Raw genomic sequence first — 21,515 nt, forward strand, 5'->3', positions numbered from 1 at the left:
TAGTATACCATATATTACCAAATATTACTAGACTATAAATCGAAAAAGTTGACAAAAAAATAAGCCTACTATAAGGCTTTGAAGTACTTCTGGCTCGATTCATGTGTCAAATGCCCGTCTTATTTCTTATTTATGAATTTTGAAGTTTTAGCATTCATAGGCTGCATATTCTGACTTGAAATCGAAAAGCCGGTATTGTATAATCAGAATGTTATGAACCGATATAAACGAAGGTTTTCTATATAAAATGAAATCAGGAAGAGGAACGATTGTGAGTGAAAATAAAGTGAGCACGAACGAGAGTGGTACAAATGAATTGCTGCTTCGGATTGAAGAAAGATATAAGAAGCTCAGCAAGGGACAGAAACGCCTTGCTGATTATGTCTGTGAAAATTATGATAAGGCCGTTTTTTTGACCGCGGCGAGACTGGGTGAGATTGTCGGAGTCAGTGAATCTACGGTGGTGCGTTTTGCTACCCAGTTGGGATACAAGGGATATCCGGGATTTCAAAAAGCCCTGGAGGAGCTGGTCCGCAACAAGCTGAACTCTATCCAGCGCATGGAAGTGACGTATGGAAGAATCAGCCAGTCAGAGATTCTTGCAACGGTCCTTCAGTCAGATATTGAAAAAATCAAGCTGACACTTGCGGGAATCGATCAGAAGGTATTTGAGCTTGCAATCGATACGATTCTGAATGCAAAGAGAATCTATGTGATTGGAATCAGGAGCTGTGCACCGTTGGCTGCTTTCCTTTCCTTTTATCTGAATCTGATCTGTGAAAATGTGACGGCAGTGAATACGAATAGTTCCAGTGAGATTTTTGAACAGTTAATCCGTATTAATGAAGATGATGTGATTATTGGAATCAGTTTTCCCCGGTATTCCATGCGCACTTTAAAGGCACTGGAATTTGCCAGCAACCGGAAAGCTAAGGTGATCACCCTGACAGATAGTGTTCATTCCCCTATGACGCTGTATTCTTCCTGTAATCTGATCGCCAGAAGTGATATGGCGTCTATCGTGGATTCTCTTGTTGCCCCACTTAGCGTTGTGAATGCACTCGTGGTGGCACTCTGCATGAAGAAGCAGAAGGAGGTCGTGACGACGCTTGAGACACTGGAAGAAATCTGGGATGAATATCAGGTATACAGTGGGGATGAACTGAATCATGTCAGTGATAAGCTGCCAATGGCACCAAAAGAGATGGAAGGGAAAGCGAATGAGTAAGGTACTGATAATCGGCGGTGGCGCTGCCGGCATGATGGCGGGAATATTTGCCGGACGTAACGGACATGAAGTGCATATATATGAAAAAAATGAAAAGCTGGGAAAGAAGCTCTTTATCACCGGCAAGGGAAGATGTAATATCACGAATGCCGGTGATATGGATACGTTGTTTGCATCAGTAACGACGAATCCCAAATTCCTTTATAGCGGCTTTTACAGCTTTACGAATGAACAGGCTGTGGAATTCTTTGAGGAATTAGGCGTCAGGACCAAGGTTGAACGAGGGAATCGTGTGTTCCCTGTGTCGGATCATTCCTCCGATGTAATATCTGCCATGAGCAGGGAATTACAGCGGGTCCATGCGGCTGTTCATTTAAATAGCGGAGTAAAGGAAATCAGGACAAGGGAAGGACGTTTTCACAGTCTGCTTCTTTTGAATGGGGAAGAAATCAGAGGGGATGCCTGTATCGTAGCGACGGGCGGGGTCTCTTATCCGTCTACAGGCTCCACAGGGGACGGGTATCGGTTTGCCAGAGAGTCAGGGCACCGGGTCACAGAGCTTTCTCCTTCGCTCGTACCAATTGAGACGCAGGAAGAGGATGTAAAGGAACTTCAAGGCCTTTCTCTGCGGAATGTGAATGCCTGTATCTATCAAGGAAAGAAGAAGGTCTATGAAGAATTCGGAGAGATGCTGTTCACCCATTACGGTGTGAGTGGTCCCATCATCATCAGTGCCAGCAGTATTATAGGGAAAAAGCTGAAAGAGGGAGGCCTGCGTCTCGTGATCGACTTAAAGCCGGCTCTGTCCTTTGAGCAGTTAGATGCCCGGGTGCTGCGTGACTTCGAAGAGAATCGGAATAAACAGTTCAAGAATGCGGTGGACAAGCTGTTTCCGGCAAAGCTGAAACCAGTTATGATTGCCAGGAGCGGAATCGATCCAGAGAAAAAGGTCAACGAGATCAGCAGAGAGGAACGACACCGTTTTGTAACAGAGATCAAGAATTTTGAAATGACACTGGTAAAGCTTCGAGATTTTAAAGAAGCGATCATCACAAAAGGCGGCGTGGATGTGAAACAGATCGATCCGGGAACCATGGAATCAAAGCTGGTCGAAGGACTTTATTTTATCGGCGAAGTCCTGGATCTGGACGCCCTGACGGGCGGATTCAACCTGCAGATCGCGTGGTCCACGGCTTACCTTGCAGGGATTTCAATTCAATAGCAGAAAAAGTCATAAAGTAGAATGAGGAGAAGTGAAATGGGTTATAATGTTGCGATAGACGGACCGGCAGGAGCCGGAAAGAGTACAATTGCGAAATTAGTAGCAAAGGAAAAGGGATATATCTATGTAGATACCGGCGCGATGTACCGTGCAATGGCGGTCCACTTCCTCAACAAGGGAATCGCGCCAGAGGATACACAGGGAATCATTGACGCGTGTGAGGACGCGTTCGTCAGCATCAAATATGAGGATGGAGTACAGCAGGTTTATCTGAACGGTGAAAATGTTACGTCCATGCTCCGGGAAGAACGCGTCGGTAATATGGCATCTTTAAGCTCTGCAGTCCCACAGGTGCGTCAAAAGCTGTTGGAGCTCCAAAGAGGACTTGCAGAAAAAGAGGATGTGATCATGGACGGACGGGATATCGGAACGAATATCCTCCCTCATGCAGATGTCAAGATCTACCTGACAGCAAGTGTTGTAACGAGGGCAAAGAGGCGTTATGATGAATTGAAGGAAAAAGGCATTGACTGCGATTATGATGAAATCGCTCATGATATCGAAGAACGCGACAGAAGAGATATGAACCGTGAGACGGCTCCGCTTAAGCAGGCTAAGGATGCGATACTTGTAGACAGTTCTGAGATGACCATCGAGGAAGTCGTGGCTGAGATTACAAGACACTGCAGATAACAGGCGGGATTTTTTAGGGATGTAACTCCAAAAGAGAAAAATCGATTCTGCAGTTTGGAACAGTCATAGAAAGGAGGGCGTTATGGAAGTCAAGAGAGCGAAGACAGCGGGGTTCTGCTTTGGTGTGAAACGGGCTGTGGAAACCGTGTATCAGCAGCTTGATAAGGAAAAGGGAGAAGAACATCCTATCTATACCTACGGCCCCATCATTCACAATGAGGAAGTCGTGAAGGATATGGAAAAAAAGGGAGTCCGGGTTCTGCGGACAAAAGAGGAGCTTAAAGGGCTTTGCGAAGGGACCGTCATTATCCGTTCCCACGGTGTCCCCGAGAGGATTTACAGGGAAATGGAAGACAACGGATTAGAAATTATCGATGCGACCTGTCCATTTGTGAAGAAGATTCATAAGATCGTAAAGAAAGAAAGCAGTGAGGGCAAACATATCGTCATCATCGGAAATCCCGACCACCCGGAGGTGGAAGGGATAAGAGGCTGGGCCGGTGATGAGGTGACAGTAGTGCAGACCCCTGAGGATGCAGAAAAATTTTCGGTCGAACCGGGGAAAAAGGTGTGTATTGTCTCACAGACGACATTTAATTACAATAAATTTAAAGATTTAGTTGAAATTCTTTCAAAAAAGGGTTATGATGTAAGTGTTTTAAATACAATCTGCAATGCGACGAAAGAGCGTCAGGCTGAAGCACGGAGTATTGCAGAAGAGGTGGATGCTATGATCGTGATTGGTGACAAACATAGTTCCAACACCCAGAAGTTATTTGAAATTTGCCAGAAAGCATGTAAAGATACGTACTATATACAGACACTTGACGATTTGGATTTGAATCAATTAGGGTCAGTGGAAACAGTAGGTATTACAGCAGGGGCATCCACGCCCAACAATATAATTGAGGAGGTTCAAAGCAATGTCAGAATTATCTTTTGAACAAATGTTAGACGAGTCATTTAAAACAATTCATAATGGAGAGGTAGTTGAGGGTACAGTCATTGACGTGAAGCCAGATGAGATTATCCTGAATATCGGATATAAGGCGGATGGTATCATTACAAAGAGTGAGTATTCTAACGATCAGTCACTTGACCTGACAACAGTCATCAAAGTCGGTGATCCTATGACAGTGAAGGTTTTAAAGGTGAATGACGGTGAAGGTCAGGTTCTCCTGACTTATAAGAGACTTGCAGCAGAGAAGGGCAATGAGAGATTAAGAGAAGCTTTCGAGAACAAAGAAGTCCTGAAAGCAACTGTTACTCAGATTCTCGGCGGCGGATTATGTGCGACAGTAGAAGAGGCACGTGTATTCATTCCGGCAAGCCTTGTTTCAGATTCATATGAGAAGGATCTGAGCAAATACGAAGGAAAAGAGATTGAATTTGTTATCAGCGAATTCAACCCAAGAAGAAACCGTGTGATCGGTGACAGAAGACAATTACTTGTAGCAGAGAGAGCAGAGAAGCAGAAAGAGCTGTTCGCTAAGCTTCAGGTAGGAGATACAATCGAAGGAACTGTTAAAAATGTAACAGATTTTGGCGCATTCATTGATCTTGGAGGTGTTGACGGGCTGTTACATATCTCTGAGATGTCCTGGGGAAGAGTAGAGAATCCGAAGAAAGTCTTCCAGGTAGGAGATACATTAAAAGTACTTGTAAAAGATATCAACGATACCAAGGTTGCTTTAAGTCTGAAGTTCCCGGAGACAAATCCGTGGGCAAATGCAGCAGAAGACTTTGCAGCAGGTAAGGTGATCACAGGAAAAGTTGCACGTATGACAGACTTTGGTGCATTTGTTGAGCTTGCACCAGGTGTGGACGCACTGCTTCATGTTTCACAGATTTCCAGAGCACATGTTGAGAAACCTTCTGATGTACTTTCTATTGGACAGGAGATTACAGCTAAGATCGTTGACCTGAACGAGGCCGACAGAAAGATCAGCCTGAGTATGAAGGCACTTGAGCCGGAAGCACAGGAAGTTCCTGAGACAGAAGAATAGGAATAAATCTATACTAGATATGATAGATATAAGATAGAGGCCGGAAAGCCTCTATCTTTATTTTGCGACAAATGTTAAAAAAACATCAAGATGTATGGATTTATGTGCAATTATGTGACCTAATTTACTGGATTTTAGACACAATTTTTAGTACAATACAAGTATTGCGATAAGAGAAAGGAAGGTAGTAAAGAATGGGACTTTTAACTTTTAAAGGTGGAATTCATCCAAATGACGGTAAAAGTCTGGCAAAGGATCAGGCGATTACCGAAGTACTGCCGAAAGGTAATTTGGTTTATCCGCTTTCACAGCATATCGGTGCCCCTGCGAGTCCAATCGTGCAAAAGGGCGACCATGTGTTAAAAGGCCAGAAGATTGCAGAAGCTGGCGGATTTGTATCTGCTCCGGTCTATGCATCTGTTTCAGGTACAGTCAAAGGTCTGGAAAAGCATTTCAATCCAACGGGCAGTAAAGTAGACTGTATCGTGATTGAGAATGATGGGGAGTATGCAGAGGTGGAGTACCCTGCGGTAAAACCATTTGATGAACTTGGCAAAGAAGAGATCATCGGCATGATCGGGGAGGCTGGGATTGTCGGAATGGGCGGTGCAGGATTCCCTACGAGAGTAAAGCTTTCGCCAAAGGAACCAGACAAGATTGAATATATTATAGCGAACTGTGCCGAATGTGAACCTTATATTACAGCGGACTACCGGAGAATGTTGGAGAACACAGAGGAGCTTGTAAGCGGAATGAGAGTAGTTCTTTCCTTGTTCCCGAATGCAAAAGGGCTCTTTGGAGTAGAGGATAATAAAAAGGACTGCATTGAAAAATTAAAAGAGGCTGTAAAGGATGAACCGCGTATGGAGGTAAAGACGCTTCAGACAAAGTATCCTCAAGGTGCAGAGCGTCAATTAATCTATGCGGTCACAAAGCGTGCAATCAATTCCACAATGCTTCCGGCCGATGCAGGATGCATTGTAGATAATGTAGAGACTCTGGTCAGCATCCATCGCGCAGTCATCGAAGGAAAACCTCTGATGGAGCGTGTGGTAACAGTCAGCGGAGATGCAGTGGAGAAGCCAGGCAACTTCAAGGTACTTCTGGGTACGAACCAGCAGGAGCTTGTGGAGGCTGCAGGAGGATTTAAGAACGATCCGAAGAAGGTGATTTCAGGCGGACCTATGATGGGATTTGCTATGATGACCTTAGATACTCCGATTACAAAGACTTCTTCCTCCATTCTGGCATTTACAGAAGATGAGGTCGCAAAGTATAAGCCAAGTGCATGTATCAATTGTGGACGCTGTGTGGAGGTATGTCCGAGCCGGATCATTCCGTCCAGACTTGCAGATTATGCGGAGCGACACGATGAAGAGACATTTACGTCCCAGAACGGATTGGAATGTGTGGAATGTGGTTCCTGCAGCTATGTATGTCCGGCCAAGAGACCGCTGAAGCAGTCCATTGGTTCTATGCGTAAGATAGCTCTGGCAAACAGAAAGAAGAAATAACGAGAGAGGTGAGAAAATTGAACGAGAATTATAACATATCATCTTCACCGCATATACGAGATAAGGTAACGACCAGCAATATCATGCTTTACGTTCTGATTGCGCTTCTGCCGGCTACGGTTTTTGGAATCTATAATTTCAGACATGAGAACGCATGGCTTTTAGTAGTTGTTACGACCTTGACGGCGGTGCTTGCTGAATATATCTATGAGAAATTGATGCATAAGCCGATTACGATTCATGATTACAGTGCAGCTGTTACAGGACTTTTACTGGCTCTGAACCTGCCTCCGACACTTCCGTTATGGATGGGTGCTTTAGGTTCTGTGTTTGCAATTATCGTAGTAAAGCAGCTCTTTGGCGGACTGGGGCAGAACTTCATGAACCCTGCACTGGGAGCTAGATGTTTCCTTTTGATCTCCTTTACAGGACGCATGACATATTTTGTTTATGATGGTGTGACAGGAGCGACTCCGCTTGCTGAATTAAAGGCAGGAGAGGCTGTTAACACTATGGATATGCTTATTGGTAATATCCGCGGTACCATTGGTGAGACATCTGTCATCGCGATTATGATCGGTGCGATGTTCCTTCTGCTGATGGGAATCATTGATTTAAGAATTCCTGGTACATATATTGTAACATTTGTAATCTTTATTACGATTTTCGGGGGACATGGATTTGACCCGCAGTATATTACTGCACATCTTTGCGGAGGCGGTCTGATGCTTGGGGCATGGTTTATGGCAACGGATTATGTGACTTCTCCGATCACAAAGAACGGACAGATCGTATATGGTATCTGTCTGGGACTTTTGACTGGTCTGTTCAGACTGTTCGGTGGTTCAGCAGAGGGTGTATCCTATGCGATCATCATCAGTAACCTTTTAGTACCACTGATCGAGAAGATTACTCTTCCAAAACCATTCGGTAAAGGAGGAGAGAAATAATGAATAAGATTATAAAGAATACTTTAATACTTACGATAATCACTCTGGTTGCTGGAACTTTATTGGGTCTTGTTTACGAAGTGACTAAGGCACCGATCGCGACAGCACAGGAAAATGCAAAGCAGGATGCGTACAGAACTGTACTGGCAGATGCAGACAGCTTTGAGGAATATGCAGATTTCGATGCGAGCGAGGCTGCTAAGGCATTGAAGGACGGCGGATACACATCCGACGATATTACAGAGGTCGCTGTTGCAAAAGATAAGAGCGGCGAAGATATGGGCTATGTTGTCACGGTTACATCCCATGAAGGATATGGCGGAGATATCGTGATTTCTGTAGGAATTTTGAGCGATGGAACCGTAAAGGGCATTGAGATGCTCACCATCAGTGAGACGGCCGGACTTGGCATGAAGGCGACTGAACCTGCATTTAAGGACCAGTTCAAGGATAAGCAGGTGGAGAAGTTCGCTTATACAAAGACCGGGGAAAAGGGCGATGACAAGATCGATGCATTAAGTGGTGCTACGATCACGACCAACGCGGTAACAAATGCTGTGGACTCTGCCCTGATCTATTTTCAAAATGTGTTAGGAGGTAGTGTCAATGAATAAGTATACAGAAAGACTGTTTAACGGTCTGGTCAAAGAAAACCCTACCTTCGTACTGATGCTGGGAATGTGTCCGACACTTGCGGTCACTACCTCGGCGATCAATGGTATCGGTATGGGACTTTCTACAACCGTTGTACTTGTATTATCCAATATGCTGATTTCCATGCTTCGAAAGATTATTCCGGATTCTGTCAGAATGCCGGCATTTATCGTTGTTGTTGCATCTTTCGTAACTATGGTACAGTTCTTGCTGCAGGGCTTCGTTCCGAGCCTGTATGATTCACTGGGACTCTATATCCCTCTGATCGTTGTAAACTGTATCATCCTGGGAAGAGCTGAAAGCTATGCATCTAAGAATCCGGTGGTTCCGTCCATCTTTGATGGTATTGGTATGGGACTTGGATTTACAGTAGGTCTTACCGCAATCGGTATTGTCAGAGAACTGGTAGGTTCTGGAAAGGTCTTTAATATTCAGGTACTTCCATCCTCTTATGAGCCGATCACCATCTTCATCCTGGCTCCTGGTGCTTTCTTTGTACTGGCAGGCCTGACCGCCTTACAGAACAAGTTCAAGAAAAAAGCAGCAGCAAAGGGCGACCCGATCGCAGACAAGATTGGATGTGGTGCAAACTGCGAGAGCTGCGGCAAGAAGGATAGATGCGGCGGTGGCATGTTCATCGATGTGACACCGGAAAAGAAAGCAGCAAAATAAGGAAGGAATAGGAGGAGAGCAAAATGAAAGAATTACTTTTAATTGCAGTTGGTTCTGCATTCGTCAATAACGTTGTACTCAGCCAGTTCCTTGGAATCTGTCCGTTCCTCGGTGTTTCTAAGAATGTAAAGACCGCAGGCGGAATGGGCGGTGCTGTTATTTTCGTTATTACAATTGCATCATTTGTTACAGGTCTGATTTATAAATTTATCCTGATACCGACACACTTTGAGTATCTGCAGACAATCGTTTTCATCCTCGTCATTGCAGCTCTGGTACAGTTCGTAGAGATGTTCCTAAAGAAGGCTATGCCGCCGTTATACAATGCGCTGGGCGTGTACCTTCCTCTGATCACAACGAACTGTGCAGTACTTGGTGTGGCTCTGACGAACGTTCAGAAGTCTTACAGTATTTTGGAGGGTGTAGTCAATGGTATCGCAACAGCATTCGGTTTCCTCGTGGCAATCGTATTGATGGCCGGTATCAGAGAGAAGATCGAACATAATGATATCACAGAATCGTTCCAGGGAACTCCAATCGTCCTTGTTACAGCAGGATTGATGGCAATCGCATTTTTCGGATTTTCAGGATTAATTTAGGAGGAAATAAGACATGAGTATATCAGGAATTTTAATAGCTGCGGTAATCGTCGGCGGAACCGGATTATTCATCGGTGTTTTCCTTGGAATTTCCGGAAAGAAGTTTGCCGTGGAGGTCGATGAGAGAGAAGAAGCAATCATGGGCGTGCTTCCGGGCAATAACTGTGGCGGATGTGGATTCGCAGGATGTTCCGGTCTGGCTGCAGCAATCGTTGCTGGTACAGCAGAGGTCGGCGGATGTCCAGTCGGCGGTGCACCTGTTGCTGCCAAGATCGGTGAGATCATGGGCGAAGCTGCCGGAGAGCAGGTACGTAAGACTGCATTTGTGAAGTGTGCAGGAACCTGCGAGAAGGCACAGGATGAGTATGAGTATTTCGGTATCGAGGACTGTACCATGGTGAATATGATGCAGGATGGCGGACCGAAAGGCTGCGATTATGGATGTCTTGGATTTGGCACCTGTGTCAAGGCATGTCCGTTTGATGCCATTCATATCGTAGAAGGGATTGCAGTTGTCGATAAAGAGAAGTGTAAAGCCTGCGGTAAATGTGTTGCCGCATGTCCGAAGCATTTGATCGAGCTGATTCCATATGATCAGAAAACATTTGTACAGTGTAATTCCAACGACAAGGGCAAGGCTCTTATGGATGTCTGCCTGGTCGGCTGTATTGGATGTCGTCTGTGTGTGAAGAACTGTGAAGCAGGAGCTGTGACAGTGACAGATAACCTGGCACATATTGATCCGGAGAAGTGTACGAACTGCGGTATCTGCGCAGAGAAGTGCCCGAGAAAGATCATCACACCGAGAAAGATTCCGATTTCATAGGAAATACGGGAAGTAAATCAGAGTATAAAAATGCCTGTCTGTACCGTGCAGGGTGGATGAAAATCCATTCTGTGGGATACAGACAGGCATTGCTTTATTCTGGAGAAAATGATGCTGCAGGGACATATCAGTCCGCATAATGCAGACTGTAGTCCTCTGTTACAAAGATCGCCTGGATATTGTCGAGGCTTTCGATCAGTTTGGTTCCTTCTTCGAGTCCCAGGGCAAAACAGGTGGTGCTCAGCCCGTCACCATCTACGGATTGATTAGAGATGATAGTGACCTGGAGAAGACCATTATCAAATGGATATCCCGTTTTGGGGTCCAGCAGATGATGGTAGATCTTACCGTCCTTCTTAAAATAGCGCTCATAGGTGCCAGAGGAGACGACAGACTGATCATGGATATCGACCGTTGTAATGGCTTCATTAGTCTTGGCAAAGGGCTTTTGGATGCCGATATGGAAGTCGCTGCCATCTGTCTTGCTTCCGATGGTGAGGAGATTGCCGCCCAGATCAATCTGCCCATGCTCGATTCCTTCACTTTTCAGGTATGCTTTCAGCTTATCTGCGATGAAGCCTTTTGCGATTCCGCCCAGATCGATCGCTGCTTTTGGATCTTCCAGGGTAACGGTATTTCCTTCTACTTTTACCTTGCGGTAATCCACATGGCTTTTGGCTTCCTCGATGGATGCGGCATCTGGAATGTTGCCCGGATTATTTTTGATATCCCAGAGCTCACTTAGTGGTGCAATCGTGATGTCGAAGCTGCCGTTAGATATTTCGCTGTAGTAAAGCCCTTTCTTGATCAGTTCGATGGTCTCATCGTCCACCTCTACACTTTGGCCTTTTGCGGCATTGATCCGGGAGATATCGCTGGTTGGAATCGTACGGCTGAAAAGCTGCTCGTACCGGGAGCACATCTCTTTGCAGTGATCCAAAAGTGCCTCCTCTCCACCCCAAATTTTAATCGAGATGATCGTATCAAAATAGGTGCCGAATGCTTCCAGAGATTCTCCAGCAGGAGGCTTGGTACATCCTGTCAGTGAGAAGATGCAAGCTGCCAATAAAAGGCAGGGGAGAAAATGCTTTATTAATCGTTTCATAGAATCCTCTTTCTGCTATCGCTTTCACTTGGAACCTGCTTATTATAACCATTTTGAGTGAAAATTACAATCGAACATGTGATTGCATTCTAAAAGGCTGTGTGCTATGATAATGGTCGGAGGCTGAAATGAAAAAGAATGATTTTATTTTGATAGGAATCATATTGGTTCTGGCAGTTTCTTTCATAGGATACCATTTCCTGAAAGGAAAAGACGAAAGTGCAGAAGTCGTGATAACAGTAGATGGGAAAGCATATGGCACTTATGATCTGGCGGCTGATCAGACCATCAATATTAATGGAACGAATACATTGGTGATCCAGGATGGACAGGCAGATATGAAGGATGCGGATTGTCCTGATAAGCTTTGTGTGCATCAGAAGGCAATCTCCAGGGATGGAGAGAGCATTATCTGTCTTCCCAATAAGATCGTGGTGACGATCGAGGGCGGTAAGAAGAGTGAACTGGATGCAGTAGCGAAGTAGGAGGAAGGGCAGTGAAGAATAAAGCGGCATATTTTGGAGTATTTACAGCTCTTGCCCTGATCTTTAGTTATGTGGAGATGCTGATTCCGATTCAATTCGGAGTTCCGGGAATCAAGCTGGGACTGGCTAATCTGATGATTGTCATCATGCTGTATAAATCAGGGCCGAAGGATGCACTTCTTCTGTCGGTCGTTAGGATCGTGCTGTCAGGATTCTTATTCGGCAATCTGTTTGCAATCATTTACAGTTTGGCAGGAGGCATCTTAAGCCTGGCAGTGATGGCTCTTTTGAAGAAGCGAGGAACCTTTAGTGTGATGGGGGTCAGCATAGCTGGAGGCGTGTGCCACAATATTGGACAGCTGGTGGTGGCCATGGCAGTGGTGGAGACGTACCGGGTCGGGTATTACCTGCCCGTGCTTTTGATTGCCGGAACAGTGACCGGGATGCTGATTGGTATTGTATCCAATGAGGTGTTAAAAAGGATACGAAGGCTCAACCTGCAAAATTAAAAAGACAGGAGATTGAAAGATGATTTCATATATTCGCGGCGAGCTGGCCGCTCTGGAAAAAGAGAAAGTGATCGTGGACGTCGGTGGCGTGGGATATGGTATCTATATGCCGGGACAGGCCATGGCGCTGCTTCCGCCTACGGGCAGCGAGGTCAAGATTCATACATATCTGAATGTCAGGGAGGATGCGATGCAGTTGTTCGGTTTCCTGACAAGGGATGACCTGGAAATCTTTAAATTACTGATCGGTGTCAGTGGAATCGGACCGAAAGGGGGCTTAAGCATTTTATCGAAGTTAAGCCCGGATGACCTTCGGTATGCAGTTCTGGCAGGAGATGTCAAGGCTATTTCTGCTGTTCCGGGGATTGGAAAGAAGACGGCGGAGAAGCTGATCATTGAGTTGAAGGACAAATTGGATATTGCAGATGTCCTGGATCATGCAATCGGCAATGATTCGGTGCCGGCCGCTTTCAGTGACAGCAGTATTCAGTCTGAGGCAGTGCAGGCATTGGTAGCGCTGGGATATGGCAGCACGGAGAGTCTGCGTGCCGTGAAGCAGGTGACACTTGAGAATCCGACGGTAGAAGATTTATTAAAAGAGGCGCTGAAGAAATTATTTTAATATCCGCCTAGGTAAAGATAGAGGGAGCATATGGGAAAACGAATTATCACAACGGAAAATCTGGAAGAAGATGTAAAAATCGAGAGCAGTCTGCGTCCACAGTTTCTGGAGGATTATATCGGCCAGGAGAAGGCGAAGGAGACCTTGAAGATCTATATCAAGGCGGCCAAGGAACGCGGGGAGGCTCTGGACCACGTATTGTTCTATGGCCCTCCGGGACTTGGTAAGACGACGCTTGCAGGGATCATTGCGAATGAGATGGGAGTCAATATGAAGATCACATCTGGTCCGGCAATTGAGAAGCCAGGGGAGATGGCAGCTATTCTGAACAATCTTCAGGAGAATGATGTCCTTTTTGTGGATGAGATTCACCGACTGAACCGTCAGGTGGAGGAGGTACTTTATCCAGCTATGGAGGATTATGCGATTGATATCATGATTGGAAAAGGGGCGACTGCCCGGTCCATCCGCCTGGATCTTCCCAAGTTCACACTGGTCGGTGCCACCACAAGGGCAGGAATGCTGACGGCACCTCTGCGCGACCGTTTTGGTGTCGTGAATCATCTGGAATTCTATACAGAACAGGAATTGAAGACGATTATTCTGCGTTCTGCCCAGGTACTGGGCGTGGAGATCGATGAGAGGGGCGCCCTGGAACTTGCCAAGCGTTCCAGAGGAACTCCGCGGCTTGCGAACCGTCTCTTAAAAAGGGTGCGGGATTTTGCTCAGGTGAAATATGACGGTGTGATCACAGAGGCAGTGGCGAACTATGCACTCGATTTGCTGGATGTAGATAAGCATGGTCTGGATCATATCGACAGGAACATCCTGCTGACAATGATCGAGAAGTTCCAGGGCGGACCTGTGGGACTGGATACACTGGCGGCATCCATATCAGAGGATGCAGGAACATTGGAAGATGTGTATGAACCATATTTGTTAAAGACCGGATTCATACAGCGTACCCCAAGGGGAAGGGTGGCAACTGAATTTGCATATGCCCACCTGGGAATCCCATACAGCGAATAGTGGGGATGCCATTTCATAGGACGGATACCCGGTTCATACGTGAAATGGCCCGTAGAGGGAACTGCCTGGCAGATAAACAGGAAGAAATCACCGGAATTAGAGGAAATAACTTGAAAAAATGGTTGGTTTTTGTTTTCATATAGTTTATAATAACAGGTAAGAAACGCGAGGAGGATGCTATGAGTTCAGCAAAACATTACACCGAAGTTTTAATTGGAGGAAAAGTATATACATTAAGCGGCTTTGAAGGAGAAGAATATCTTCAAAAAGTTTCTTCCTATCTGAACCATAAAATTACAGAATGTGCGAACAGCGAAGGGTACCGCAAGCAGAGTTCGGATACCCGGAACGTACTCCTTGCCCTGAATATCGCAGACGACTACTTTAAAGCGAAGAAGCAGGGTGATTCCCTTGAGAATGATATCGAACTGAAAGATAAAGAGATGTACGACTTGAAGCACGAACTGATATCAGTCCAGATCAAGCTTGAAAATGCTGAGAAAGAACTGGCGAAGATGAAGGAAGAGAACAACGACCTGCAGATGCAGATCGTGAAGTTAGAGACCGAGATGAAGAATCGCAGGAAATAAAAATAGGCTGTCATAAGGACAGCTTATTTCATTTGTGGAGGAGCAGATTTGACAAGGGGTAATCAAGGTAAGAAGCAAATAGAGATATTGGCGCCGGCCGGCTCATATGAGAGTTTTCTGGCGGCAATAAGAGCAGGGGCGGATGCAGTTTATGCAGGCGGCCCTCGTTTTGGTGCAAGAGCATTTGCAGATAATTTTACAGAAGAGAAGCTTTTGGAGGCAATCGATTATGCACACCTGCACGGCAGGAAGTTCTATCTGACCGTGAATACTCTTCTAAAGGACACAGAGCTGAATACATTGTATGAGTATCTTAAACCTTTATATCAAGGCGGGCTGGATGCAGTGATCGTACAGGATGTGGGAGTGCTGAACTATGTGAGAAGGCATTTCCCAGGATTATCCATCCATGCAAGCACGCAGATGACTTTAACAAATGCAGAGGGCGCTCTTTTTTTGAAAGAGCAAGGTGCAGAGCGTGTCGTGCCATCCAGAGAGCTTTCTCTGGATGAAGTAAAGGAGATTTCGGATAGAACAGGGATGGAGGTCGAATGCTTTGTACATGGTGCATTATGCTATTGTTATTCTGGACAGTGTCTGTTAAGCAGTCTGATCGGTGGAAGGAGCGGCAACAGAGGGCAGTGTGCACAGCCATGTAGACTTCCATATACCGTCGATGGAAAAAAAGAGTATGTTCTGAGTCTGAAAGACATCTGTACGTTAGAGTTGATTCCTGAGATGGCAGAGGCGGGCATTGATTCGTTTAAGATAGAAGGAAGGATGAAAAAGCCGGAATATGTGGCTTTAGTAACTTCCCTGTACAGGAAGTATACGGACCTTTATTTAGAAAAAGGAAAGAAAGGGTTCACCGTAGAAGAGAAGGATAAAGTAAAGCTGATGGATATCTATAACCGGGGAGGTTTCAATAAAGGATATTATCAGCAGCACAATGGGCGGGACATGCTTTCCCTGAAGCGTCCGAACCATGCAGGTGTCGCGGCAGTGAAGGTCCTTTCTCAGAGAGGCAGGGAGTTAAGCGCAAAAGCCCTGACAGAGATTCACAAGGGGGACATCCTGGAATTAGATGGGCCAAGAGGAAGTTCGGATACAAAGAATAATTATACGTTTGGAAAAGGGGCTCAAAAGGATGAAATCGTACAGATTCTTGTTCCACGCGGTAAGCAGTATACTAAAGGGACAGTCTTATATAGACTTCGAAACCAAGAGCTGTTAGATGAGATACAGGAGAGCTATGGGGCAGGCACAATACAGGAACCAATAGAAGGGAAGCTGACTGTAAAAGTAAATGAACCGGCAGTATTGACCGTGAAAAAGGGCAGTATTTCGGTGACAGTCTGTTCGGAAGAACTCACAGAAACGGCTAAGAATCAGCCATTGGACCAGGCGCGTCTGGAAAAGCAGTTAAAGAAAACAGGCAACACAGAATTTTATTTTGAAAATTTGGAGATTGTAACAGAAGGGAATATTTTCCTGCCCATGCAGAGAATCAATGAATTGAGACGCAGGGCGTTGGAACAATTGGAACAAAAAATATGTGCTTCGTTTCACAGAAATGTGACAGAAGAGGAAGGCACTTATTCAAACACGGATGCTAAGTACAGCCAGACACAAGCTGCCCGGGATCTTTCCAGGGAATCGGTAAAAATGCCAGGTTTCTTTGTGTCAGTAGAATCCAAAGAACAGTTCAAGGCTGCAGCAGAGTCCGGCGATGTATCCAGAATTTATATGGACAGCAATATTTCTGCCCGTCTGTTCGAGGATCATGAGTTGATTTCCTTGAGAGAGGAATGTAAAAGACAGGGAAAGGAAATTTTTCTTGCCATGCCGCATATTTTCAGGAAGGATGCTTTGGAGCTTTTTGACAGGGAATACAAGGCTTTTCTGGCATTTGATTTTGACGGCGTTCTGATACGCAATTATGAGAGTTTTCATTTTTTAAGGGAACATGGATTTGACAAGACGGTCATATTGGACCATAATCTATATGTATTCAATCAGGAGGCAAAGGAATTCTGGAAGAAGCAGGGGGTATTTTCTTTCACAGCTCCGGCGGAGCTCAATGAGAGAGAATTGGCCTGTCTGGGATTACAGGAAGCAGAGCTGATCCTATATGGACGGCTTCCGGCTATGATATCTGCACAGTGTATCACAAAGACGACAAAAGGATGCACGAAGTGTCCAGGGATCGTCTGGATGACAGACCGGTATCAGAAAAGACTGCCGGTCCGCAATTGCTGCAATTTCTGTTATAATATGATATACCATACCTCCGTACTTTTCCTTGCAGACCTAAGGGGAGCTATTCAGAAGCTGAATCCGGCAGGAATCAGGCTCTCCTTTACTTTAGAGGATGCCAAGGAGACTGCGCGTATCTTGAAGCTGTGTGGTGATCTGTACTACAGGGGTCATCAGGCTAATCTTGCTGATACGGATTTTATAAGAGGACATTTTAAACGGGGAATAACTTAGAAGCAGGTGAAAAATGGTTAATGTTATTGTAGAATTATCAAAGTATATTATCATCATACTGATGGCCGTCTATACTTTTTCGTGCTTTTCAGTATTTGCCAAGGTATATGAGGAGGATAAGAAATGGATCCTGATCAGGCAGAATATATTGATGTTCCTGATTCAATTCACTGCTTATCTGGTCATGTACCTGCAGACAGAGGAGAAGAAGCTTGTGCTGTTCTATCTGGCACAGGTGATATTGCTCATTGCGATCTTGGTGCTGTACAGGGTCTTATATCCGAAAGTATCGAGATTGATTGTAAATAATATGTGCATGCTGCTCAGTATCGGATTCATCATGATTACGAGGCTGACATATCAAAAGGCCGTGAAGCAGTTTATTTTTGCAGTCATTGGCACTGCCATTGGACTTGCCGTTCCGGTTCTGATTCGAAAGCTGCGCTTTTTGAAGGACTGGGGCTATATCTATGCAGGAGTGGGAATCCTTGCATTGGGGGCCGTTGCGGTATTAGGACAGCTTTCAGACGGGGCAAAGCTGGGATTCACGATTGCCGGGTTTGGTGTGCAGCCTTCGGAATTCGTGAAGATTTTATTTGTTTTTTATGTAGCAGCAAGCTTAAATAAGTCCACGACATTTAAAAATGTAGTGATCACAACGGCAATTGCTGCGGCACATGTGCTGATCCTTGTACTTTCTACAGATTTAGGGGCAGCATTGATTATGTTCGTGGTATATTTGGTTATGCTTTATGTAGCGACCAGGAATCCATTCTATGCGATTGCAGGCGTGGGCGGCGGCAGTGTGGCTGCGGTGGTCGGTTATCATTTGTTCAGCCATATCAAGGTACGTGTTTCTGCATGGCAGGACCCTTTTGCTTCCTATAGCGAGGGCGGCTATCAGGTCGCACAGTCATTGTTTGCAATCGGAACCGGAAGCTGGTTCGGTATGGGGCTTTATCAGGGCCTTCCTGACAGTATTCCGGTAGCTGAGGAGGATTTTATCTTCTCCGCGATTTCGGAGGAGCTGGGACTGATATTTGCGTTATGTCTGATTCTGGTATGCGTAAGCTGTTATGTGATGTTTTTAAATATTGCGATGGCAATTCGCAACCAGTTCTATAAATTAATAGCTCTTGGTCTTGGAACCTGCTATATTTTCCAGGTATTCCTGACAATCGGTGGAGTTACGAAGTTCATCCCTTCTACGGGAGTGACACTGCCGCTCGTCAGCTATGGAGGAAGCTCCATGCTGAGTACAATGATCATGTTTGGGATTATACAGGGCCTGTATATTTTAAGAGAAGACGAGGAAGAGATTATTGAGAAGAGAAGAGAGAGAGAATTACGAAGAAATGAGCCGCCGAGAAGGGCGCCGAGGAAAAAACAGCCGCCAAGACAGCAGCCAAAGAAAAAGCCCGCGTTCGAAGAAGTTCCGCAACAAAGAATTCGCTAGGGTCACATATTTTTTTGTAGCACTGTTCCTGGCTCTGATGGCTTATATTGTTTATTTTAATATTGTGCGGGCGAAGACCATTGTAAACAGCCCGTATAACGAAAGACAGGATGCATTTGCAGACCGGATCATCCGGGGAAGTATTGTAGATAAGAAAGGCAATGTTCTTGCAGAGACACAGGTCGGAGAAGACGGCAGTGAGCTGCGCAGCTATCCCTATGGAGCTGCGTTCGCACATGTGGTCGGTTTCAGTTATCCATCTACAGGGAAATGTGGATTGGAATCGATTGAGAACTTCAATCTGCTGACAACGGATTCCTTCTTTGTAGAAAAGCTGATGAATGAATTTAAGGATGAAAAGAATATGGGAGATACGGTTGTCACGACATTGGATGCCGACCTTCAGCAGGCTGCGTATAATGCTTTGGGAGACAACAAGGGCGCAATCGTGGTGATGGAACCGGGAACAGGTAAGATTCTGGCTATGGTATCTGGTCCGACCTTTGACCCCAATAGCGTGGAGGCGAACTGGGATGCCTTGAATGCAGATGACAGCAACAGCCCTCTTTTGAACAGGGCAACACAGGGACAATATGCACCAGGATCTACTTTTAAGGTGGTCACGGCATTGGAATATATGAGGGAGCACAGTGATTATGCAAATTACAGCTATGACTGTGCGGGTGAGATCACTGCAGATGGAACAACGATCCATTGCTTTGACAGTACAGTACATGGGCTGGAGGATCTGAGAAGCTCCATGGCAAATTCCTGTAACTCCTCCTTTGCCAATATTGGTCTGTCTTTAAATAAGACCGAGTACCGGAAAACGGCAGAAGACCTTTTATTTAATAAGAAGCTTCCATCTGTACTGGATTATTCTAAGAGCTCCTTTAAGATCAATGAGAAATCCACCGGTGCAGAGATGATGATGACTGCGATGGGGCAGGGCGAGACGCTGGTCAGCCCCTACCATATGGCTCTGATTACATCTGCTATCGCTAACGGAGGAACACTGATGGAACCATATCTTGTGGAGAAGGTGACGAATTACAGCGGGGCAGAAGTGCGCAAGAATGTTCCAAAGAGCTATAAGAAGCTGATGACTTCGGATGAGGCAGCACAGCTCAAGGATTATATGAAGGCAGTCGTAGATGAAGGTACAGCCACCATGTTGAGCGGGCAGTCTTATACAGCAGCGGGCAAGACCGGAACAGCAGAGTACAGTATGGATGACGGCGAGAAGACCCATTCCTGGTTCATGGGATTTACCAATGTAGATAATCCAGAGTTGGTCATCAGTGTCATTATCGAAGGGTATGATGGGAACGCCGGTGCAAAGGCAGTGCCTATCGCAAAACAGGTGCTGGATGCTTATTACTATCAATAATATGTGACCAAAAGTGGTGAAGAATATGCAGATGACTTTTTACTTTGATTTATACGTCAGTGAAGAATTGGAAAAGAAAAAGGAAAAGGTGTGCAGGAAGCTTTTAGAAAATAAAGCGCAGCCCTCGATTTATGTGATTACCCTTGCACAGGGAAGACAGAACCATCTGGAATTTTATTCTTCCCTGCTTTTAAAACAGCATATCTACGAAGACACTCCCCTTTTTGTGGTGGGAATCGCGAATGGATATGATGATGCTGTGTATATGATTGAGCAGATAGTCACAGAGATTTATGAAAAGACCAAAGGTACGGATATACGGGGATACATTGAGAAGCGTCAAAAAGAATATGAGGAAGGCAGAGTGTAAAGGCAGATGTTACATATAATCCTGTTGATTCTGAAAATTATAGGATGGATATTGCTTGCAATACTAGGACTGATCGTATTGCTTATTTGTATTGTCCTTTTTGTGCCCCTTTGTTACCATATTGAGGGAAAATGCAAAGGAGATCTGGATTCTCTGTATGGGAAGATTCAATTCTCCTGGCTGTTTCATCTGGTCGGTGGACTTGTAGAGTATGATAAGGGAAATCTGGACTGGGTCGTTCGAATCGCCTGGAAAAAAATCCGGGAAGAGGAAGAGATGGAAACGCAAGATTTCGACAATGCAGGCCCAGAAAAGACAAAGGAAGGAGCATCCCAGGATGAAGAGGTTCATACGGAGTCCAAGGAATTTGTTTCTGATGTACGTAAGATGGAGGAGCTTTTAAAAGATCAGGAAGAAGAACGCAGCCTGCCCCCAACACAGGAGGCAGTTCCGTCTGAAATAGAATTATCAGAGGGGAAAGCTGGTCTGGAGACCCAAGGTCCTGAGGCGATTCCTTTCAAAGAAACAGTTCTCAAAGAAACAGTTTCGAAGGAGGATACCAGTACAAGGAAGTCCCGTACAAGCGCTAAGGCAAAGAATGAAAAAACTGCTGTCAAAGCCAAGCCTCCTAAGAAGAGCTTCTTTGAGAGGTTGGAAATAAAAATCCAGAAGCTTTTTGAGAAGTTCAAATATACATTTGAGAAAATCTGTGATACTATAAAATCACTGGCGGATAAGAAAGAAAAACTGACTGATCTGATTACGGATGAAGTACATCGTAACGCATTGGCTGTGGTCCTGAAAGAATTAAAGAGAATTCTTCGACGTCTAAAGCCAAAGCAGATGGAAGCGGATATTGAATATGGTTTTACGGACCCATATTTGACAGGGCAGGTACTGGCGGCTTTAAGTATGATATATCCGTTCGTAGGTGAACATGTAAATATTCAGCCTGATTTTGAAAATAAGGTATTGAATGGGCAGCTTTTTATATCAGGCAAGATTAGAGTGTTTCCGATGGCCGCGTTACTATGGCATCTGGTATGGAACAAAAATGTTCGAATCACGTTCAAGCATATAAGGAATTTTAAATTATAGAATCAAG

Annotated in this window: 22 protein-coding genes; 21 read left to right on the plus strand and 1 reads right to left on the minus strand. The window is 45.2% G+C overall.

Going from position 1 to position 21,515, the window contains the following annotated elements; all coding sequences use genetic code 11:
* Nucleotides 1–271: 271 nt before the first annotated feature.
* From HGO97_RS12785 to rnfB, 11 genes are all read left to right on the plus strand, one after another.
* Nucleotides 272–1,228 (plus strand): MurR/RpiR family transcriptional regulator, encoded by a 957-nt coding sequence (locus HGO97_RS12785; RefSeq protein WP_330641335.1) that lies wholly within the window; start codon nt 272–274, stop codon nt 1,226–1,228.
* Complete coding sequence (locus tag HGO97_RS12790) at nt 1,221–2,450, plus strand: BaiN/RdsA family NAD(P)/FAD-dependent oxidoreductase (RefSeq protein ID WP_216242239.1); 1,230 nt, start codon at nt 1,221–1,223, stop codon at nt 2,448–2,450. Before HGO97_RS12785 ends, HGO97_RS12790 begins: the two co-directional genes overlap by 8 nt.
* A gap of 36 nt (nt 2,451–2,486) precedes the next feature.
* Nucleotides 2,487–3,143, plus strand: a complete 657-nt coding sequence (cmk, locus tag HGO97_RS12795) for a (d)CMP kinase (RefSeq protein ID WP_216242243.1) — start codon at nt 2,487–2,489, stop codon at nt 3,141–3,143.
* Nucleotides 3,144–3,225: 82 nt separating this feature from the next.
* Nucleotides 3,226–4,086: a 4-hydroxy-3-methylbut-2-enyl diphosphate reductase gene (gene ispH, locus HGO97_RS12800; RefSeq protein ID WP_216242245.1), complete on the plus strand. Its 861-nt coding sequence runs from the start codon at nt 3,226–3,228 to the stop codon at nt 4,084–4,086.
* Nucleotides 4,067–5,149, plus strand: coding sequence for a 30S ribosomal protein S1 (gene rpsA, locus HGO97_RS12805; RefSeq protein WP_216242247.1), 1,083 nt, complete (start codon nt 4,067–4,069; stop codon nt 5,147–5,149). Before ispH ends, rpsA begins: the two co-directional genes overlap by 20 nt.
* Nucleotides 5,150–5,343: 194 nt before the next feature.
* Nucleotides 5,344–6,663 (plus strand): electron transport complex subunit RsxC, encoded by a 1,320-nt coding sequence (rsxC, locus tag HGO97_RS12810; protein WP_216242248.1) that lies wholly within the window; start codon nt 5,344–5,346, stop codon nt 6,661–6,663.
* 83 nt (nt 6,664–6,746) lie between these two features.
* A complete protein-coding gene (locus HGO97_RS12815; RefSeq protein ID WP_408610858.1) occupies nt 6,747–7,613 on the plus strand; it encodes an RnfABCDGE type electron transport complex subunit D in 867 nt (288 codons plus the stop codon).
* Nucleotides 7,613–8,227: an RnfABCDGE type electron transport complex subunit G gene (locus HGO97_RS12820; protein WP_216242250.1), complete on the plus strand. Its 615-nt coding sequence runs from the start codon at nt 7,613–7,615 to the stop codon at nt 8,225–8,227. The genes HGO97_RS12815 and HGO97_RS12820 overlap by 1 nt, the downstream gene beginning before the upstream one ends.
* Nucleotides 8,220–8,939 carry an electron transport complex subunit RsxE gene (rsxE, locus tag HGO97_RS12825; RefSeq protein ID WP_216242252.1) on the plus strand — a complete coding sequence of 240 codons (720 nt, stop codon included), beginning with the start codon at nt 8,220–8,222 and terminating at the stop codon, nt 8,937–8,939. Before HGO97_RS12820 ends, rsxE begins: the two co-directional genes overlap by 8 nt.
* 23 nt (nt 8,940–8,962) lie before the next feature.
* Complete coding sequence (locus HGO97_RS12830) at nt 8,963–9,538, plus strand: electron transport complex protein RnfA (RefSeq protein ID WP_216242254.1); 576 nt, start codon at nt 8,963–8,965, stop codon at nt 9,536–9,538.
* Nucleotides 9,539–9,551: 13 nt separating this feature from the next.
* Entirely contained in the window at nt 9,552–10,364 is an 813-nt protein-coding gene (rnfB, locus tag HGO97_RS12835; RefSeq protein WP_216242256.1) for an RnfABCDGE type electron transport complex subunit B, read from the plus strand.
* A 127-nt stretch (nt 10,365–10,491) separates the two neighbouring features.
* On the opposite strand, the gene HGO97_RS12840 is transcribed toward rnfB, so the two are convergent.
* Complete coding sequence (locus tag HGO97_RS12840) at nt 10,492–11,469, minus strand: FAD:protein FMN transferase (protein WP_216242258.1); 978 nt, start codon at nt 11,467–11,469, stop codon at nt 10,492–10,494.
* Nucleotides 11,470–11,597: 128 nt separating this feature from the next.
* Between HGO97_RS12840 and HGO97_RS12845 the strand changes: the two genes are divergently transcribed.
* From HGO97_RS12845 to HGO97_RS12890, 10 genes are all read left to right on the plus strand, one after another.
* Nucleotides 11,598–11,954, plus strand: coding sequence for a NusG domain II-containing protein (locus HGO97_RS12845; RefSeq protein WP_216242260.1), 357 nt, complete (start codon nt 11,598–11,600; stop codon nt 11,952–11,954).
* Between the two features lie 11 nt (nt 11,955–11,965).
* Entirely contained in the window at nt 11,966–12,463 is a 498-nt protein-coding gene (locus HGO97_RS12850; RefSeq protein ID WP_216242262.1) for a Gx transporter family protein, read from the plus strand.
* Between the two features lie 19 nt (nt 12,464–12,482).
* Nucleotides 12,483–13,085, plus strand: a complete 603-nt coding sequence (gene ruvA, locus HGO97_RS12855; protein WP_216242264.1) for a Holliday junction branch migration protein RuvA — start codon at nt 12,483–12,485, stop codon at nt 13,083–13,085.
* A gap of 30 nt (nt 13,086–13,115) precedes the next feature.
* Nucleotides 13,116–14,114, plus strand: coding sequence for a Holliday junction branch migration DNA helicase RuvB (gene ruvB / locus HGO97_RS12860; protein WP_216242266.1), 999 nt, complete (start codon nt 13,116–13,118; stop codon nt 14,112–14,114).
* A 179-nt stretch (nt 14,115–14,293) separates the two neighbouring features.
* A complete protein-coding gene (gene zapA, locus HGO97_RS12865; RefSeq protein ID WP_216242268.1) occupies nt 14,294–14,704 on the plus strand; it encodes a cell division protein ZapA in 411 nt (136 codons plus the stop codon).
* Nucleotides 14,705–14,752: 48 nt separating this feature from the next.
* Nucleotides 14,753–17,194, plus strand: coding sequence for a U32 family peptidase (locus tag HGO97_RS12870; protein ID WP_216242270.1), 2,442 nt, complete (start codon nt 14,753–14,755; stop codon nt 17,192–17,194).
* Between the two features lie 13 nt (nt 17,195–17,207).
* Nucleotides 17,208–18,650, plus strand: a complete 1,443-nt coding sequence (locus tag HGO97_RS12875; protein WP_216242272.1) for an FtsW/RodA/SpoVE family cell cycle protein — start codon at nt 17,208–17,210, stop codon at nt 18,648–18,650.
* A 37-nt stretch (nt 18,651–18,687) separates the two neighbouring features.
* Nucleotides 18,688–20,040, plus strand: a complete 1,353-nt coding sequence (locus HGO97_RS12880) for a peptidoglycan D,D-transpeptidase FtsI family protein (protein WP_216242274.1) — start codon at nt 18,688–18,690, stop codon at nt 20,038–20,040.
* Between the two features lie 25 nt (nt 20,041–20,065).
* Complete coding sequence (locus HGO97_RS12885) at nt 20,066–20,410, plus strand: hypothetical protein (RefSeq protein ID WP_216242276.1); 345 nt, start codon at nt 20,066–20,068, stop codon at nt 20,408–20,410.
* Between the two features lie 6 nt (nt 20,411–20,416).
* Nucleotides 20,417–21,508 carry a DUF2953 domain-containing protein gene (locus tag HGO97_RS12890; protein WP_216242278.1) on the plus strand — a complete coding sequence of 364 codons (1,092 nt, stop codon included), beginning with the start codon at nt 20,417–20,419 and terminating at the stop codon, nt 21,506–21,508.
* The last annotated feature ends 7 nt before the right edge of the window (nt 21,509–21,515 follow it).

Origin of the sequence: Faecalicatena faecalis, from assembly GCF_012524165.2 — a bacterium.
GTDB classification, from domain to species: Bacteria; Bacillota; Clostridia; order Lachnospirales; family Lachnospiraceae; genus Faecalicatena_A; species Faecalicatena_A faecalis.

Coding starts and splice junctions, on each gene's coding strand:
- HGO97_RS12790 (WP_216242239.1), top strand. CDS start 1,221: ATGAGTAAGGTACTGATAATCGGCGGTGGCGCTGCCGGCATGATGGCG.
- cmk (WP_216242243.1), top strand. CDS start 2,487: ATGGGTTATAATGTTGCGATAGACGGACCGGCAGGAGCCGGAAAGAGT.
- ispH (WP_216242245.1), top strand. CDS start 3,226: ATGGAAGTCAAGAGAGCGAAGACAGCGGGGTTCTGCTTTGGTGTGAAA.
- rpsA (WP_216242247.1), top strand. CDS start 4,067: ATGTCAGAATTATCTTTTGAACAAATGTTAGACGAGTCATTTAAAACA.
- rsxC (WP_216242248.1), top strand. CDS start 5,344: ATGGGACTTTTAACTTTTAAAGGTGGAATTCATCCAAATGACGGTAAA.
- HGO97_RS12815 (WP_408610858.1), top strand. CDS start 6,747: ATGCTTTACGTTCTGATTGCGCTTCTGCCGGCTACGGTTTTTGGAATC.
- HGO97_RS12820 (WP_216242250.1), top strand. CDS start 7,613: ATGAATAAGATTATAAAGAATACTTTAATACTTACGATAATCACTCTG.
- rsxE (WP_216242252.1), top strand. CDS start 8,220: ATGAATAAGTATACAGAAAGACTGTTTAACGGTCTGGTCAAAGAAAAC.
- HGO97_RS12830 (WP_216242254.1), top strand. CDS start 8,963: ATGAAAGAATTACTTTTAATTGCAGTTGGTTCTGCATTCGTCAATAAC.
- rnfB (WP_216242256.1), top strand. CDS start 9,552: ATGAGTATATCAGGAATTTTAATAGCTGCGGTAATCGTCGGCGGAACC.
- HGO97_RS12840 (WP_216242258.1), bottom strand. CDS start 11,469: ATGAAACGATTAATAAAGCATTTTCTCCCCTGCCTTTTATTGGCAGCT.
- HGO97_RS12845 (WP_216242260.1), top strand. CDS start 11,598: ATGAAAAAGAATGATTTTATTTTGATAGGAATCATATTGGTTCTGGCA.
- ruvA (WP_216242264.1), top strand. CDS start 12,483: ATGATTTCATATATTCGCGGCGAGCTGGCCGCTCTGGAAAAAGAGAAA.
- ruvB (WP_216242266.1), top strand. CDS start 13,116: ATGGGAAAACGAATTATCACAACGGAAAATCTGGAAGAAGATGTAAAA.
- zapA (WP_216242268.1), top strand. CDS start 14,294: ATGAGTTCAGCAAAACATTACACCGAAGTTTTAATTGGAGGAAAAGTA.
- HGO97_RS12875 (WP_216242272.1), top strand. CDS start 17,208: ATGGTTAATGTTATTGTAGAATTATCAAAGTATATTATCATCATACTG.
- HGO97_RS12880 (WP_216242274.1), top strand. CDS start 18,688: ATGGCTTATATTGTTTATTTTAATATTGTGCGGGCGAAGACCATTGTA.
- HGO97_RS12885 (WP_216242276.1), top strand. CDS start 20,066: ATGCAGATGACTTTTTACTTTGATTTATACGTCAGTGAAGAATTGGAA.
- HGO97_RS12890 (WP_216242278.1), top strand. CDS start 20,417: ATGTTACATATAATCCTGTTGATTCTGAAAATTATAGGATGGATATTG.